The following is a 16,110-nucleotide window of genomic DNA, read 5'->3' on the forward strand; positions in this document are numbered from 1 at the left end:
GTAGATATCATGAAGAAAGCTGTTTCTCTTGTTATGGCGGCGCTTATGCTGACACTTGCGGGGTGCAGCGGGGAGCCTCCTCAGGCGGAGCCTGGGGCCACGCCCGCGCCCGCTGTGGCGGAGAGCACGCCTGCACCTGAATCTGAATCGGAGGGCGGGCATACGCATGAGAGCAAGAGTACACCTGTGCCCGCGCCGGAGAGCGGCGGCAGCTCCCAGATAATGCTCACAGAGGAGCAGGCCAAGGAGAAGGCCTTGGCCCACGCGGAGCTGGACGGCGGAGGCGTGACCTTCACAAAGGTCAAGCTGGATTTTGAGGGAGGACGGCAGGTGTATGAGCTGGAATTCTACACGGATACTTACGACGAATATGAATACGAGATAGACGCGTATACCGGCGAGGTCATAGGCTATAAGAGCGAGAGCTCCGGCCACGGCAAGGGCGGCGGCCACGACTCCGGCCACACTGGGCTTACCGGACGGGAGGCAAAGGATCTGGCCCTTGACAGGGTGCCGGGGGCGGCCATGGAGGATATATGGGAGTTCGGCCGGGACAACGACGACGGACGAGAGGTGTTCGAGGGCAAGCTGGTTTATGATGGCATGGAGTATGAGTTTAAGATAGACGCACAGAGCGGGGAGTTCCTGGAATGGGAGCAGGAGCCCTGGGACAATTAAAGGCGGGGCAATAAAGGGCAAAAGCATCGGCCGGACATGAACGCGAAGGGCGACGGAGAGGAAAAATAAGTGGTGAGAAAGTGGTAATGACATTAGAGGCGGATTACGCCGTGAGGATAGTTGAATATCTGACCCGGAACCCGGGGCGCTGGGACGCGAAGACCATCTCGGAGAAGATGCAGATACCCCTGCGGTTCTGCCTTAAAATACTCAGAGGTCTGGTGGGTGCGGGAATGGTCTGCTCCTTTAAGGGGGCAAAGGGCGGGTACAGCCTGGCGCGTCCGGCGGGGGAGATAACCCTTTTGCAGGTGATAGAGAGCGTGGAGGGGCCCTATATGCTCAGCCGCTGCCAGAAGGAGGAGTACAGCTGCGGGCGGGAGCACTGCAAGCTGCACAATATATATGAGAGGGTCAGCGAGACGGTGCGCAAGGAGCTGGAGGCGTACACCTTTGATGTGATATGCGAATGCGGAGAGCGGAAAGATTAAAAATTTCGTCTACCCTTTCAAAGGCGGTGGGGTTCTTAGGGGCAAAGCCCCCTTTAAGTTCACTCTGTGAACTTGGCCGCCGGAGCTCTATGAGAGATTCCTTGACAACGACCGGGAGCTTGCGCTTGAATATGCCGGGGACCGGAGGTTTTTGAAGGGGCTTGGGTATGAGCTGGGTTAAATAAATTAAAGCCGCCCGTCTGGGGGAAACCCCGGCGAGCGGCTCGCTATTTTATCTAAAGCGGTTTTTCGTAGAGAAAGAAGCGCGGTAATCCGAACCCGGCAAGACCGATGTCAACGTTCCGCTTCACGCAGGAGTAGCCGGATTTTTCATAAGCGCGGAGGGCAGGGGCATTGCCCTCCCAAACGTACAGGCGCGTGGTATTTGCGCCCTGGGCCCGGGAATAGTCCTCGGCGGCGGACAGGAGCAGTGAGCTTATACCCCGGCGCTGATGGGCGGGGTGGACGGCCAGAACGTGGAGGTACCAGACCTTATCATCGAAGTCCGGGGCGTTTTCAAAGCCGTCTTCGGCGCTGGGCTCCCTGGTAAGGCCCACGGAGCCGACAGGCTCGCTGCCCTCCATGGCGATAAGCAGGGCACCCTCGCGCAGGTATTCCCGGGCGCAGTCAAGAGTGGGGAAGCCGTCCCGGGCCCAGCCGGGATTATAGGCCTTGCCCTGAAGGGCGTCACAGACAGTGCCGTAAAGTTCCCCTATGGCGGGGAGATCCGTTTCACGGGCAGGCCGGACTATGAGGGCCATAATAATGCTCCTTTCGCATAAAAAATACCCTTCCGGCATCACAGAAAGGGAAAAAATGAAAAAAAGCTGCAAAAAATCCACAGGAGGGCTTGACAACTGGGAAGATGAGGTTTACAATAATATACTGTATCATCATCGGTAAAAATGTCCTCTTGTACTTGAAACCAGTATAGCACAAGGAGAAGGCGGGTGTCAAGAGGATAACGCAGAAAAACCGATTTTTTGTATATTTTTAAGGATAGGAGTGGCTGTGCCTAATGGTGAATGTTAAACCGGTCCAGCTGGGTAAAACCAAGCGGATGAGCTTTGGCAAGATCGAGGAAGTCTTGAAAATGCCCAACCTTATAGAGATCCAGAAAAATTCCTATGAATGGTTTTTGAACGAAGGCCTGCGTGAGGTGTTTCAGGATGTGTCGGGAATCACTGACTTTAATAACAACCTGGTGCTGGATTTTGTGGACTACAAGCTGGACGAGACGCCCAACTACAGCGTGACTGAGTGTAAGGAGCGGGACGCCACCTATTCCGCGGCCCTGCGGGTGACCGCGCGGCTATTGAATAAGGAAACCGGGGAGATAAAGGTCTCAGAGGTATTTATGGGAGACTTCCCCCTGATGACCCAGAGCGGCACCTTTGTGATAAACGGAGCGGAGCGCGTTATCGTCTCCCAGCTGGTGCGCTCCCCGGGCGTGTATTTCAAGATGGATTACGACCGCTCGGGCAAGGAGCTCTTCAGCTCCACCATAATACCCAACAGGGGTGCCTGGCTGGAGTATGAGAACGACGTGAACGACGTGCTTTACGTGCGCATAGACAAGAACAGGAAGATACCGATTACGGTGTTTGCCCGCTGTCTGGGGCTTGGGACGGACCAGCAGCTTCTGGACTTCTTCGGGGACGACGACCGTATCCGGGCCACCATGGAGAAGGACACCTGCCACTCCATGGAGGAGGGCCTCTTTGAGATATACCGCAAGCTGCGCCCCAGCGAGCCGCCCACCATAGAGAGCGCCCAGGCCCATATAAACTCCCTGTTCTTCGACCCCAGGCGGTACGATATGAGCAGGGTGGGCCGCTATAAGTATAACAAGAAGCTGCGCCTTGAGGGACGCATCAACGGCCAGACTCTCTCCCAGCCCATCGCGGACCCATATACCGGCGAGGTGCTGGCCGAGGCGGGGGTGACCGTTTCAAAGGAGCTTGCCCGGCGGCTGGACGACGCGGGGGTTACAGAGGCTGTGGTCTCGGTGGAGGGCAGGGAGGTCAAGATAATTTCCAACGGCATGGTGGATATCACAAAATACGTGTCCCTAGACAGGGAGACGCTGCTCTCCTGCGGCATAAACGAGCGCGTAAGCTACCCGGTACTAAGGGAGATACTGGAGGAGTGCGGAGAGGACGAGAGGAAGCTCAAGTCCGCCCTTAAAAAGCGCAAGCCGGAGCTGATACCCAACATTATCACGGTGGAGGATATTTTCGCCAGCATAAACTACATGAACTGCCTGGCCCAGGGATTGGGGCTTACGGACGATATAGACCATCTGAGCAACCGGCGCATCCGCTGCGTGGGCGAGCTTTTGCAGAACCAGTTCAGGATAGGCTTCTCCCGTCTTGAGAGAGTCATCCGCGAGCGCATGACCCTGCAGGCCCAGGATTTGGAGCAGCTGACCCCCCACTCCCTTATAAACATCCGGCCGGTGGTGGCGGCCATAAAGGAGTTCTTCGGCTCGTCGCCCCTTTCGCAGTTCATGGACCAGACGAACCCCCTGGCGGAGCTCACCCATAAGCGCAGGCTTTCCGCCTTGGGCCCCGGCGGCCTTTCAAGGGACCGGGCCAGCTTCGAGGTACGTGACGTGCACTACACCCACTATGGGCGCATGTGCCCCCTGGAAACCCCGGAGGGCCCAAACATCGGCCTGATATCCTATCTTGCCAGCTTCGCGAAGATAAACGAGTACGGCTTTATAGAGGCCCCCTACCGCAAGGTGGACAAGGCCACCGGCAGGGTCACCGACGAGGTGGAGTATATGACCGCCGACGTGGAGGACAACTACGTTGTGGCCCAGGCCAACGAGCCGTTGGACCAGGAGGGGCACTTTGTAAACAGCCGCGTGGTGGGCCGGTACAGGGACGAGTTCGTGGACGTGGACGCGGCCCGGGCCGACTATATGGACATCACCCCCAGGATGGTGGTCTCCGTGGCTACGGCAATGATTCCCTTTTTGGAGCATGACGACGCCAACCGGGCCATGATGGGCTCCAACATGCAGCGTCAGGCCGTGCCCCTTCTCAGGACCGAAGGGCCCATAGTGGGCACCGGCATGGAGTATAAGGCGGGGGTAGACTCCGGCGTGTGCGTGCTGGCCAGAAGGGGCGGCGTTGTGAAGTCCGTCTCCGCGGACCTGGTGCGGGTGACCGCCGATAACGGCGATACAGACGACTATGAGATAATCAAGTTCATGCCCTCTAACCAGAGCACCTGCATAAACCAGGTGCCGGTGGTGAACGTGGGAGAGCGGGTCGAGGAGGGCTCTGTCATAGCCGACGGGCCCGGCATAAGGAATGGCGAGATAGCCCTGGGCAAGAATGCGCTTATAGGCTTCATGACCTGGGAGGGCTATAACTACGAGGACGCGGTGCTCCTCAATGAGAAGATAGTACGCGACGACGTTTACACGTCTATCCATATAGAGGAGTACGAGATGGAGGCCCGGGACACGAAGCTTGGTCCCGAGGAGATCACCAGGGACATCCCCAACGCCAACAACGAGCTTTTGGGGGACCTGGACGATAGGGGCATTATCCGCATAGGGGCGGACGTGCGCGCCGGGGATATCCTGGTGGGCAAGGTTACGCCAAAAGGCGAGACGGAGCTTACCGCCGAGGAGCGGCTGCTCAGAGCCATATTCGGTGAAAAGGCCAGAGAGGTGCGGGACACCTCTTTGAGAGTGCCCCACGGCGAGTACGGCGTGGTGGTGGACGTTAAGGTGTTCACCAGGGAGAACAGCCACGACGAACTCTCCCCGGGAGTAAACAAGGTGGTGCGCTGCTATATCGCCCAGAAGCGCAAGATCTCCGTGGGCGACAAGATGGCGGGACGGCACGGCAATAAGGGCGTTGTGTCAAGGATACTGCCCGAAGAGGAGATGCCCTTCCTGCCTGACGGCACGCCCCTGGACATTGTGCTGAACCCCCTGGGCGTGCCCAGCCGAATGAATATCGGACAGGTACTGGAGGTCCATCTGGGCATGGCGGCCCACGCTCTGGGCTGGAAGATAATGACTCCTGTGTTTGACGGGGCCCAGGAGGCGGACATCCGGGAGTGCTTCCGCATGAGCGGAATGCACGAGGACGGCAAGTTCTACCTTCGGGACGGGCGTACAGGCGAATATTTTGACAACCCGGTGACGGTGGGCTATATGTACTATTTAAAGCTGCACCATCTGGTGGACGATAAGATACACGCCAGGAGCACGGGCCCCTATTCCCTGGTGACCCAGCAGCCTTTGGGCGGCAAGGCCCAGTTTGGCGGCCAGCGCTTCGGCGAGATGGAGGTCTGGGCCCTGGAGGCCTATGGCGCGGCCTATACCCTGCAGGAGATACTGACGGTGAAATCCGACGACGTGGTGGGCAGGGTGAAGACCTATGAATCCATAGTGAAGGGCCAGAACATCCCCACCCCCGGCATACCCGAGAGCTTTAAGGTGCTTATTAAGGAATTGCAGTCCCTGGGGCTTGACGTGAAGGTGCTGGACGCGGACGACCAGGAGATAGATTTGAAGCAGACCTTCGACGACGATGATATGGGCCTGTCCCGGGGAGGAAACTTCGACGAGGAGAACGTGGCCGACGACCTTGAGGGTTACTATCAGGAGGACGAGGACGGCAACTTCCTTGAGGACGAAGACGAGGACGAGGATTTCGGAGACGAGGAGGACGACGACCTTGACGAGGACTTCGGCCTGGACGACGGCGATGAGGGCGAGGATTTTTGACCTGGCGTTTACTGTAACTGGAAAGGAAGAGGATGGCAGCTATGGAATTCAACACATTTGAGTCTATAAAGATAGGCCTTGCTTCCCCCGACAAGATCCGGGAGTGGTCCCACGGCGAGGTCAAAAAGCCCGAGACTATCAACTACCGCACCCTGAAACCCGAACGGGACGGCCTCTTTTGCGAGAGAATATTCGGGCCCACAAAGGACTGGGAGTGCCACTGCGGCAAGTATAAGCGCATACGCTATAAGGGCAAGATATGCGACCGCTGCGGCGTGGAGGTTACAAGGAGCAAGGTTAGAAGGGAACGCATGGGCCATATCGAGCTGGCAGCCCCGGTGTCCCATATCTGGTACTTTAAGGGTATACCCAGCCGCATGGGGCTGATACTGGACATCTCCCCGAGGATCCTGGAGAAGGTGCTTTACTTTGCCCTTTATATCGTCACCGACCCGGGGGACGTGCGGGAGCTGACGAAGATGCAGACCCTTACCGAGAAGGAGTATAGGGACCTGCAGGAGAAGTATGAGGACGATTTCAAGGCCAGCATGGGCGCGGAGGCCATAAAGGAGCTGCTCTCGGAGATAGACCCGGAGAAGCTCTCGGTGGAGCTTCGGGAGGAACTGGAGGCCGCCAGCGGGCAAAAGCGCATGAGGATATTAAAGCGCCTGGAGGTGGTGGAGTCCTTCCGGGTTTCGGGCAACCGGCCGGAGTGGATGATACTGGACGTGGTGCCGGTTATCCCGCCGGACATACGGCCCATGGTGCAGCTGGACGGCGGGCGCTTTGCCACCAGCGACCTCAACGACCTGTACAGAAGGGTCATTAACAGGAACAACCGCCTGAAAAGGCTTCTGGAGCTGGGCGCGCCGGACATTATAGTGCGCAACGAGAAGCGTATGCTCCAGGAGGCCGTGGACGCGCTGATAGACAACGGCCGGCGGGGCAGGCCCGTGACCGGCCCCAATAACCGTCCCTTAAAGTCCCTGTCAGATATGCTCAAGGGCAAGCAGGGGCGCTTTAGGCAGAACCTCTTGGGAAAGCGCGTGGACTACTCGGGGCGCTCCGTTATCGTGGTGGGGCCGGAGCTTAAGATGTACCAGTGCGGCCTGCCGAAGGAGATGGCGCTGGAGCTCTTCAAGCCCTTCGTTATGAAGCGCCTTGTGGAGACAGGCATTGTGAACAATATAAAGGCCGCCAGGAAGTCCGTTGAGCGGGCCAAGTCCGAGGTCTGGGACGCGCTTGAAGTGGTGATAAAGAACCACCCGGTGCTTCTGAACCGCGCGCCCACCCTGCACAGGCTGGGCATACAGGCCTTCGAGCCGGTGCTGGTGGAGGGCAGGGCATTAAAGCTGCACCCGCTGGTCTGCACGGCCTATAACGCGGACTTCGACGGCGACCAGATGGCCGTGCACGTGCCCCTGTCGGCAGAGGCACAGGCAGAGGCCAGGTTCCTGATGCTGGCGGCCAACAACCTCTTAAAGCCCTCGGACGGGCGGCCTGTTACGGTGCCCACCCAGGATATGGTGCTGGGCTCCTATTACCTGACCCTTGAGAAGGCGGGCGAGCCCGGGGAGGGCAAGGTCTTCCGCAATATGGAGGAGGCCATGATGGCCTATGACGCGAAGGTGATAGGCCTGCACGCAAAGATAAAGGTGCGCCGCACAGTGGAGTATAAAGGAGAGAAGGTCACCGGCCTTGTGGACACCACCATGGGCCGCATGATATTCAACCGGCCCATACCACAGGACCTGGGCTATGTGGACCGCACCACCCCGGAGGGCGCTTTGCAGTTCGAGGTGGACTTCCTGGTGGGTTCAAAGCAGCTCAAGGCCATTATCGAGCGCTGCATAAAGGTACATGGCACCGAGCGCTCCGCCGAGGTGCTGGACGAGATAAAGGCCCAGGGCTATAAGTATTCCACCATAAGCGGCATAACCGTTGCCGTCTGCGACGCCACCATACCGGAGGCGAAGAAGGAACTGGTGGACGCGGCCCAGGAGGAGGTCAACGAGATAGCCGAGGAGTACAGCGAGGGTTTCCTCTCAGAGCGCGAGCGTTATGAGGCCGTCTTAAAGGTCTGGGACAAGTGCACAAGGGACGTGGCCTCCGCGTTGCAGAAGGGCCTTGACAAGTATAACCCCATCTACATGATGGCGGACTCCGGCGCCAGAGGCAGTATCTCCAACCTGAACCAGCTGGCCGGTATGCGCGGCAATATCTCCAACACCGCCGGTAAGACCATAGAGATACCCATCCGCTCCAACTACCGGGAGGGGCTCAACGTTTTGGAATACTTCATCTCCTCCCGCGGGGCCAGGAAGGGCACCACGGACACTGCTCTGCGTACAGCCGACTCAGGTTATCTAACGCGCCGTCTGGTGGACGTTTCCCAGGAGGTGGTCATCCGGGAGGAGGACTGCGGCACCCACGAGGGCATAGAGGTCTTTGAGATAAAGTCCGGACCGGAGTCTATCGAGCCCTTGAAGGAGCGGCTGGTAGGCAGATATCTTGTGGAGGACTACTGTGATGAGGACGGCAATGTGCTGGTCTCCCATGACAAGCTCATGGACGACAAGGACGCCGACACCATAATTGACCGGGGCACCGAGCGCATCAAGATACGCACGGTCCTCAGCTGCCGGGCCCATAACGGCGTGTGCAAGCGCTGTTACGGCGCGTCTCTGGCCACGGGCAAGCCCGTGCAGGTGGGCGAGGCTGTGGGCATTATCGCCGCCCAGTCCATAGGCGAACCCGGCACCCAGCTTACCATGCGTACCTTCCATACCGGCGGCGTTGCCAGCGCCGAGGACATCACCCAGGGCCTTCCCCGAATCGACGAGCTCTTTGAGGGCAGAAAGCCCAAGCACGTGGCCATTATAAACGAGCTGGACGGACAGGTGAGCTTTGAGGAGATAAAGCGCAACCACCATGTGGTGGTGACAAACGACGAGACCGGCGAGAGCCGCTCTTATCTTATCCCCTTCGGCTCCAGGGTGACCGTAAAAGAAGGGGAGTATATCAAGCGGGGCAAGCACATCACCGAGGGATCCGTGAGCCCCCACGACGTGCTGGCCATAAGCGGAGTTGAGGAGGTCCAGAACTACCTGATACAGGAGGTACAGCGCACCTACCGTATGCAGGGCGTGGACATCAACGACAAGCATATAGAGATAATCGTGCGCCAGATGCTCAGAAAGGTGCGCATAGACGACGCGGGGAACACGGGGCTGCTGGTGGCCTCCCTGGCCGACAAGAACGAGGTGCTCACCGCAAACGAGGATATCCGCCGCAGGATAGCCCTGGGCGAGACAGAGCTGAGAGAGGCCACCTATACGCCGATACTTTTGGGCATTACAAAGGCGTCTCTGGCTACGGACTCCTTCCTTTCGGCGGCCTCCTTCCAGGAGACCACAAGGGTTCTGACGGACGCCGCCATAAAGGGCAAGGTGGATCCGCTGGTGGGCTTGAAGGAGAACGTCATTATAGGCAAGCTGGTGCCCGCGGGCACAGGCCTGAAAATGTACGGCGACGTGGAGGTGGAGTCCACCTCGGAGCCGCGGGAGGAGCTGTACGGCGATGGCCTGGAGGAGCTGGCCGAGGATATGCTTCTGAAGGAGACCGTATTCCCGCCTATGGGCGAGCCCCAGGAGCCCGCTCCCGAGGTCGTGTGAGAAAAAGCTTGACAAGGGCGGCGCGCTGGTGCTATAATCAGCAGGATAGGCCAAAAGGGCCCGGTTTTACAGGCGTTCTGCGGTATTTCAACGGAATACTGCTTTCGCATATATAAAAATTTTTAAAGAAGGAGGTGCAGCTGAATGCCAACCTTTAACCAGCTGGTTAAAAACGGCAGGTCCGATGCCATTAAGAAGTCCAAGGCTCCCGCGCTTTTGAAGGGATGGAACTCCAAGAAGCGCGCGGCCATCGACCAGGATTCTCCCCAGAAGCGCGGCGTGTGCACGACGGTTACCACTCGTACACCCAAGAAGCCGAACTCAGCTCTGCGGAAGATCGCCCGTGTCAGGCTCTCCAACGGCATCGAGGTGCTCTGCTATATCCCCGGCGTGGGACATAACCTGCAGGAGCACAGCGTGGTGATGATTCGCGGCGGCCGTGTGCGCGACCTGCCCGGCGTGCGTTACCACATCATCCGCGGCGTTCTGGATACCCAGGGCGTGGCAAAGCGTATGCAGGCCCGCTCGAAGTACGGCGCGAAGCGTCCCAAGGCCGGCAAGAAGTAAGAGAAATATCTAAGCTATTGGCTTAATTTATATAGATTAAAGGGCTTTTTGCCCTGGGGTCTTAGTAAATTGCCTTTTAGCTGACCGGAAGTATGATAAATACCTTCGAGTACCGATGAATTCATTTTATGAAGGAGGGAAGATTATGCCAAGAAGAGGCAATGTGGCAAAGCGTGATGTTTTGCCGGACCCTATGTATAACTCCAAGCTGGTCACGCGCCTTATCAACAGCGTAATGCTGGACGGCAAGAAGGGCGTTGCACAGAAGATTGTGTACGGCGCTTTTGACATCGTCCAGGAGAAGACCGGCAAGGAGCCCTTGGAGGTCTTTGAGCAGGCCATGGAGAACGTCATGCCGAGTCTCGAGTGTAAGTCTCGCCGTGTAGGCGGCTCCACATATCAGGTGCCCATGGAGGTGCGTCCCGAGCGCAGGCAGACCTTAGGACTGCGCTGGCTGACAGCCTTTGCACGCACCCGCAACGAGCGCACCATGCGCGAGAGACTAGCCGGCGAGATACTGGACGCTATCAACGGCGCGGGCGGCGCGGCCAAGAAGCGCGACGACACCCACCGCATGGCGGAGGCAAACAGGGCTTTCGCGCATTATCGCTGGTGATGGGCTCAAACCTATAGGATATAAGGAGGAAACAACGTATTTATGGCCAGGCAGGTACCACTGGAATTAACCAGGAACATCGGCATCATGGCTCACATCGACGCCGGTAAGACTACCACAACAGAGCGTATCCTGTTTTATACAGGCGTGAACTACAAGATAGGCGAGACCCATGAGGGTGCCGCCACCATGGACTGGATGGCCCAGGAGCAGGAGCGCGGCATCACCATTACCTCCGCCGCTACCACCTGCTTTTGGCCGGACCGCAACGGCAAACAGAACCGCATAAACATCATCGACACCCCCGGCCACGTGGACTTCACCGTTGAGGTGCAGCGGTCCCTCCGTGTGCTGGACGGTTCGGTGACGGTGTTCTGTGCCAAGGGCGGCGTTGAACCCCAGTCAGAGACAGTATGGCGCCAGGCGGACGAGTATAAGGTTCCCAGAATGGCGTATGTGAACAAAATGGACATCATGGGCGCGGACTTCTACCGCGTGGTGCAGATGATGAAGGACAGGCTCAAGTGCAACGCTGTCCCGATACAGCTGCCTATCGGCGCGGAGGACACCTTCAAGGGCATTATTGACCTGGTGAACATGAAGGCCTATGTGTACTATGACGATCTGGGCAAGGATATCCGCGAGGAGGAGATCCCCGAGGACATGAGGGAGCTTGCAGAGAAATACCACGGCGAGATGGTGGAGCACGTGGCGGAGCTGGACGACGCTCTCATGGAGAAATACCTTGAGGGCGAGGAGCTCACCATCGACGAGATAAAGGACTGCATCCGCAAGGCCACTATCGCCAACCACATGGTCCCTGTGACCTGCGGCACCTCCTACCGCAATAAGGGCGTGCAGAAGCTTTTGGACGCTATCGTCGACTATATGCCCGCTCCCACCGACGTGCCCGCCATTAAGGGCACCAACCCCGACACCGAGGAGGAGGTCGTAAGGCATTCTTCAGACGAGGAGCCCTTCTCCGCCCTGGCGTTCAAGATCGCCACGGATCCCTACGTGGGCAAGCTCTGCTTCTTCCGCGTATACTCCGGCTCCGTGGAGGCGGGCGCTACCGTTTATAACTCCGTCAAGGATAATAACGAGCGCATGGGCCGCATAGTGCAGATGCACGCCAACGACCGCAAGGACATTGACCGTGTTTACGCCGGCGATATCGCCGCCGCTGTGGGTCTGAAGAACACCACCACAGGCGACACCCTCTGCGACGAGAAGCATCCGGTCATACTGGAGTCCATGGAGTTCCCGGACCCGGTTATCCGTGTGGCAATAGAGCCCAAGACCAAGGCCGGCCAGGAGAAGATGGGCATAGCCCTCTCTAAGCTTGCCGAGGAGGACCCCACCTTTAAGGCGTATACTGACGAGGAGACAGGCCAGACTATTATCGCCGGCATGGGCGAGCTGCACCTGGAGATCATCGTGGACCGGCTGCTCCGCGAGTTCAAGGTGGAGGCAAACGTGGGCAAGCCCCAGGTGGCCTATAAGGAGACCATCCGCAAGAACTCCGAGAGCGATACCAAGTACGCCAGGCAGTCCGGCGGTAAGGGTCAGTACGGCCACGTCAAGATCCGCATTGAGCCCAATCCCGCAGGGGGCTATGAGTTTGTCAACGCTGTGGTCGGCGGCTCTATTCCCAAGGAGTATATTCCCGCTGTTGACCAGGGTATACAGGGCGCTATGCTGGCCGGTGTTCTGGCCGGTTACAACGTGGTGGACGTGAAGGTCACCCTGTACGACGGCTCCTATCACGAGGTGGACTCCTCTGAGATGGCGTTTAAGATTGCCGGTTCCATGGCCTTTAAGGAGGCCATGCGCAAGGCGGACCCGGTGCTCATGGAGCCCATTATGAAGGTCACGGTCATCACCCCCGAGGAGTATATGGGCGACGTTATCGGCGACCTGAACTCCCGGCGCGGCATGATTTTAGGCATGGACGCTCTTCCGGGCGCACAGCAGGTGAACTCCGAAGTGCCCCTTTCCGAGATGTTCGGCTATGCCACCGATATGCGCTCCCGCACCCAGGGCCGGGGCCAGTACACTATGGAGCCCGCCCACTATGCCGAGGTGCCAAAGAATATCTCCGAGAAGATAATTAGCGACCGCGGCAAAAAGTCCGAATAAATCATAAATTATCCTTGCTTTTTCCGGCCAATGCTGGTAAAATGTAAAGCAAGGTATGTACGGTATATTTTATATTGCAAGGAGGCAATTTCCCAATGGCTAAGGCAAAATTTGAACGCAACAAACCCCATGTAAACATCGGCACCATCGGCCACGTTGACCATGGCAAGACCACCCTGACCGCCGCCATCACCAAGGTGCTGGCTATGAAGGGCGACGCCGACTTTATGGATTACGCCAACATCGACAAGGCTCCCGAGGAGCGCGAGCGCGGCATCACCATCAACACCGCACACGTTGAGTATCAGACCGACGCACGCCACTATGCCCACGTGGACTGCCCCGGCCACGCCGACTACGTCAAGAACATGATCACCGGCGCTGCTCAGATGGACGGCGCTATCCTGGTGGTTTCCGCCGCCGACGGCCCCATGCCCCAGACCCGCGAGCACATCCTGCTGGCCCGTCAGGTGGGTGTGCCCAGCATCGTGGTGTTCATGAACAAGGTCGACCAGGTGGACGACGAGGAGCTGCTGGAGCTGGTGGAGATGGAAGTCCGCGAGATGCTCAGCGAGTACGAGTTCCCCGGCGACGATATCCCCTTCATCAAGGGTTCCGCCCTGCAGGCTCTGGAGAGCAGCAGCACCGACCCCAACGACCCGGTCTATGCTTCCATTCTGGAGCTGATGAACGCGGTCGACAGCTATATCCCCACCCCCGAGCGCAAGTCCGACCTGCCCTTCCTGATGCCCGTTGAGGACGTTATGACCATCACCGGCCGCGGCACCGTTGCCACCGGCCGTGTGGAGCGCGGACAGCTGAAGATGAGCGAGGAGGTCGAGCTTGTCGGTCTGACCGAGGAGACCCGCAAGGTGGTCGTCACCGGCATCGAGATGTTCCGCAAGACCCTGGATTACGCCGAGGCTGGCGACAACGTGGGCGTTCTGCTCCGCGGTGTGCAGCGCAATGAGATCGAGCGCGGCCAGGTTCTGTCCAAGCCCGGCTCCATCCATCCCCACACCAAGTTCAAGGGTCAGGTTTACGTGCTGACCAAGGACGAGGGCGGCCGTCATACCCCCTTCTTCAACAACTACCGTCCCCAGTTCTACTTCCGCACCACTGACGTTACCGGCGTTATCTCCCTGCCCGAGGGCACCGAGATGTGCATGCCCGGCGACAACGTTGTGATGGACGTTGAGCTCATCACCCCCATCGCCATCGAGGAGGGCCTGCGCTTCGCTATCCGCGAGGGTGGCCGTACCGTTGGCTCCGGCGTTGTTACCGCTATCAATTCCTAAGATAAAAACAGGAGGCTCCCGGAAGGGAGTCTCCTTTCATTTTATGCCGGTTTCAAAGAGTCAGATGGGCCGTGATATTATTCTGTCCCTCCACCCTCTCAAAGCCCAGGGATTCGTACAGCGAAATGGCCGGGGCGTTGTCTACGTTCACCGTAAGCATCATAGCCTTGGGCCGGTTCAGTTCGATAGCTTTCGTGAGCATTGCCCTGGCGTAACCCCTGCGGCGGTGGCTCTCCTTCACGAACACGTCGAAGGGCTCGTTCTCGTCGTAGTTGTGGGTGACATCGATATAACCCACCACCTCGCCGGCTTCAAGGGCTAGTATGACCCGGAACCGTTCGGGGGCCTCCAGGACCCGCTCAGCCGTCCAGTACACGTCGGTGGAGTGTATGGCGGTGTAGCCGTCCCTATATTTGGGGCTGTAAAGCACTATCCGGCTGTCGTCTGTATAGGCGGCGCCACCTGTAAGCACCATTTTCTGCTGTTCGGTATCGAACTCCGCGGCATTTTCCTTCAAAAGGCTGTGAAGCAGGTAGTTGCCGGGGTTATAGACAAAATCACACTGCCAGCCCGGATACCGTTCCTTAAGAAAAGCCAGCAGCGCTCCATAGGCCGTGGCGCTTCGGGACAGAGGCATAAGCATCTCGAGATACCTGTCCTGTTCCTCCACAAGTAACACGAACAACCCCATGATGGTCCCATCTTCATAGTACCCCAGCACCAGCTTGTTGTGCTGCTTCGGCGCGTCAAGCAGCCTTTGGTTAAGCTCCTCTGCGCTGGAATAGACGGGAAGACTGAAGTCAGATGAGCTGTTTATCTCATCGGCAAAATCAATATATTCCGCTGTATTTGACAATACCTTCAGCATATGATATACTCCCTCCAATTATAATTTTTTACATTATACCACGGGGTGACTAAAATGGCAATAAAAATGATAGTGACAGACCTGGACCGCACACTGCTGAGAGACGACAAGACCATCTCTCCTTACACCGCTGGGACCCTGGAGAAGCTTCATGCTAGTGGAGTACCCTTTGTGATAGCCACGGCACGGCCCACCAGAGCGGTGCGTAAGGCCATGCCCTGGCTGAGATATGACGGGGCGGTGTTCTTCAACGGGGCAGTGGTGACAGCGGGCGGGGAGAGCCTGCGGGCGTATAAGATAGACGGCGCGCTGGATATAGTGCGGGCCATACTTAGGGACAAGCCTGAGACGCAGCTGTCAGTGGAGATGGAGGACTATCTCTACAGCAATATACCCCCGGAGAGCCTGGGGGACTGGGGGAGCGACTACGGCTACACCAGGGACTTTCACGAGACCGGCGGGCGGCAGGTGGAGAAGATACTCATTTCCTCAGAGAATATCCAGCCGGAGGGCTGGGAGAGGGAGTACGAAAGGTACATACCCGAGGACCTGTATATGCAGATGTCCGAGGGCACCCTGCTCATGGTGATGAACCGGCAGGCCACAAAGCTGAACGGCATAAGGCTGCTGGCGGAGCGGTATGGGGTGGGGCTTGGCGAGATAGCCGCCTTTGGGGACGACGTGAACGATATCGAGATGCTGACCGCCTGTGGAGTGGGCGTGGCGGTTGGGAACGCACTGCCGGAGGTGAAGGCAGCGGCGGACGAGGTCTGCGGGAGTAACGAGGAGGAGGGAGTGGCGCGCTGGATCTGGGGGAATGTGTTGACCTGAGTGACAGGGGTTGATATAATTTCGTTATAAGGGGCGCAAACCGGCAGAATACCAGTGATTTCCCTTGACTTTCAAAATCCGATATGCTATAATACCCGGGAAAGACGTTGACGGAGACAGGCAGGCTGAGTGTGGGCCCCAGAGAGCCGGTGGGTGGTGCGAACCGGCGCCGAAGCTGAGCTTTGCATCCCTCCC

General features: G+C 58.1%; 12 protein-coding genes. 10 read left to right on the forward strand and 2 right to left on the reverse strand.

All coding sequences use genetic code 11. The features are described from left to right. Positions 1-9: 9 nt before the first annotated feature. Together ADH66_RS01745 and ADH66_RS01750 are read left to right on the forward strand one after the other, a co-directional pair. On the forward strand, positions 10-678 hold the full coding sequence (locus ADH66_RS01745) for a PepSY domain-containing protein (RefSeq protein WP_066536482.1): 669 nt from the start codon (positions 10-12) through the stop codon (positions 676-678). Positions 679-764: 86 nt separating this feature from the next. Then, positions 765-1,166 carry an RrF2 family transcriptional regulator gene (locus ADH66_RS01750; RefSeq protein ID WP_236757276.1) on the forward strand — a complete coding sequence of 134 codons (402 nt, stop codon included), beginning with the start codon at positions 765-767 and terminating at the stop codon, positions 1,164-1,166. A 236-nt stretch (positions 1,167-1,402) separates the two neighbouring features. Here the strand turns inward: ADH66_RS01750 and ADH66_RS01755 are convergent, their stop codons facing one another. Beyond that, positions 1,403-1,927 (reverse strand): GNAT family N-acetyltransferase, encoded by a 525-nt coding sequence (locus ADH66_RS01755; protein WP_066536477.1) that lies wholly within the window; start codon positions 1,925-1,927, stop codon positions 1,403-1,405. On the opposite strand from ADH66_RS01755, the gene ADH66_RS19805 reads away from it, so the two are divergent. The 7 genes from ADH66_RS19805 (at position 1,917) to tuf (ending at position 14,216) form a co-directional block, all read left to right on the forward strand. After that, positions 1,917-2,069 carry a hypothetical protein gene (locus ADH66_RS19805; RefSeq protein WP_157767183.1) on the forward strand — a complete coding sequence of 51 codons (153 nt, stop codon included), beginning with the start codon at positions 1,917-1,919 and terminating at the stop codon, positions 2,067-2,069. The two genes, ADH66_RS01755 and ADH66_RS19805, sit on opposite strands and share 11 nt — an antisense overlap. 115 nt (positions 2,070-2,184) lie before the next feature. Further along, complete coding sequence (gene rpoB, locus ADH66_RS01760) at positions 2,185-5,922, forward strand: DNA-directed RNA polymerase subunit beta (protein ID WP_066536473.1); 3,738 nt, start codon at positions 2,185-2,187, stop codon at positions 5,920-5,922. Between the two features lie 41 nt (positions 5,923-5,963). After that, a complete protein-coding gene (gene rpoC, locus ADH66_RS01765) occupies positions 5,964-9,596 on the forward strand; it encodes a DNA-directed RNA polymerase subunit beta' (RefSeq protein WP_084384287.1) in 3,633 nt (1,210 codons plus the stop codon). 144 nt (positions 9,597-9,740) lie between these two features. Continuing rightward, positions 9,741-10,163: a 30S ribosomal protein S12 gene (gene rpsL / locus ADH66_RS01770; RefSeq protein ID WP_066536472.1), complete on the forward strand. Its 423-nt coding sequence runs from the start codon at positions 9,741-9,743 to the stop codon at positions 10,161-10,163. 145 nt (positions 10,164-10,308) lie between these two features. Further along, positions 10,309-10,779, forward strand: a complete 471-nt coding sequence (gene rpsG, locus ADH66_RS01775) for a 30S ribosomal protein S7 (protein ID WP_066536469.1) — start codon at positions 10,309-10,311, stop codon at positions 10,777-10,779. A 42-nt stretch (positions 10,780-10,821) separates the two neighbouring features. Continuing rightward, positions 10,822-12,918 (forward strand): elongation factor G, encoded by a 2,097-nt coding sequence (gene fusA / locus ADH66_RS01780; RefSeq protein WP_066536466.1) that lies wholly within the window; start codon positions 10,822-10,824, stop codon positions 12,916-12,918. 95 nt (positions 12,919-13,013) lie between these two features. After that, positions 13,014-14,216 carry an elongation factor Tu gene (tuf, locus tag ADH66_RS01785; protein ID WP_066536463.1) on the forward strand — a complete coding sequence of 401 codons (1,203 nt, stop codon included), beginning with the start codon at positions 13,014-13,016 and terminating at the stop codon, positions 14,214-14,216. Positions 14,217-14,268: 52 nt separating this feature from the next. On the opposite strand, the gene ADH66_RS01790 is transcribed toward tuf, so the two are convergent. Beyond that, entirely contained in the window at positions 14,269-15,084 is an 816-nt protein-coding gene (locus ADH66_RS01790; RefSeq protein WP_066536460.1) for a GNAT family N-acetyltransferase, read from the reverse strand. Positions 15,085-15,138: 54 nt separating this feature from the next. On the opposite strand from ADH66_RS01790, the gene ADH66_RS01795 reads away from it, so the two are divergent. Further along, on the forward strand, positions 15,139-15,915 hold the full coding sequence (locus ADH66_RS01795) for a Cof-type HAD-IIB family hydrolase (protein ID WP_066536458.1): 777 nt from the start codon (positions 15,139-15,141) through the stop codon (positions 15,913-15,915). Positions 15,916-16,110: the final 195 nt, after the last annotated feature.

Source organism: Acutalibacter muris (genome assembly GCF_002201475.1).
Lineage (GTDB): Bacteria > Bacillota > Clostridia > Oscillospirales > Acutalibacteraceae > Acutalibacter > Acutalibacter muris.

Excerpts from the sequence above, each read along its gene's own strand:
- ADH66_RS01745 (WP_066536482.1), top strand. The coding sequence starts at position 10 with ATGAAGAAAGCTGTTTCTCTTGTTATGGCGGCGCTTATGCTGACACTT.
- ADH66_RS01750 (WP_236757276.1), top strand. The coding sequence starts at position 765 with ATGACATTAGAGGCGGATTACGCCGTGAGGATAGTTGAATATCTGACC.
- ADH66_RS19805 (WP_157767183.1), top strand. The coding sequence starts at position 1,917 with ATGAGGGCCATAATAATGCTCCTTTCGCATAAAAAATACCCTTCCGGC.
- ADH66_RS01755 (WP_066536477.1), bottom strand. The coding sequence starts at position 1,927 with ATGGCCCTCATAGTCCGGCCTGCCCGTGAAACGGATCTCCCCGCCATA.
- rpoB (WP_066536473.1), top strand. The coding sequence starts at position 2,185 with ATGGTGAATGTTAAACCGGTCCAGCTGGGTAAAACCAAGCGGATGAGC.
- rpoC (WP_084384287.1), top strand. The coding sequence starts at position 5,964 with ATGGAATTCAACACATTTGAGTCTATAAAGATAGGCCTTGCTTCCCCC.
- rpsL (WP_066536472.1), top strand. The coding sequence starts at position 9,741 with ATGCCAACCTTTAACCAGCTGGTTAAAAACGGCAGGTCCGATGCCATT.
- rpsG (WP_066536469.1), top strand. The coding sequence starts at position 10,309 with ATGCCAAGAAGAGGCAATGTGGCAAAGCGTGATGTTTTGCCGGACCCT.
- fusA (WP_066536466.1), top strand. The coding sequence starts at position 10,822 with ATGGCCAGGCAGGTACCACTGGAATTAACCAGGAACATCGGCATCATG.
- tuf (WP_066536463.1), top strand. The coding sequence starts at position 13,014 with ATGGCTAAGGCAAAATTTGAACGCAACAAACCCCATGTAAACATCGGC.
- ADH66_RS01790 (WP_066536460.1), bottom strand. The coding sequence starts at position 15,084 with ATGCTGAAGGTATTGTCAAATACAGCGGAATATATTGATTTTGCCGAT.
- ADH66_RS01795 (WP_066536458.1), top strand. The coding sequence starts at position 15,139 with ATGGCAATAAAAATGATAGTGACAGACCTGGACCGCACACTGCTGAGA.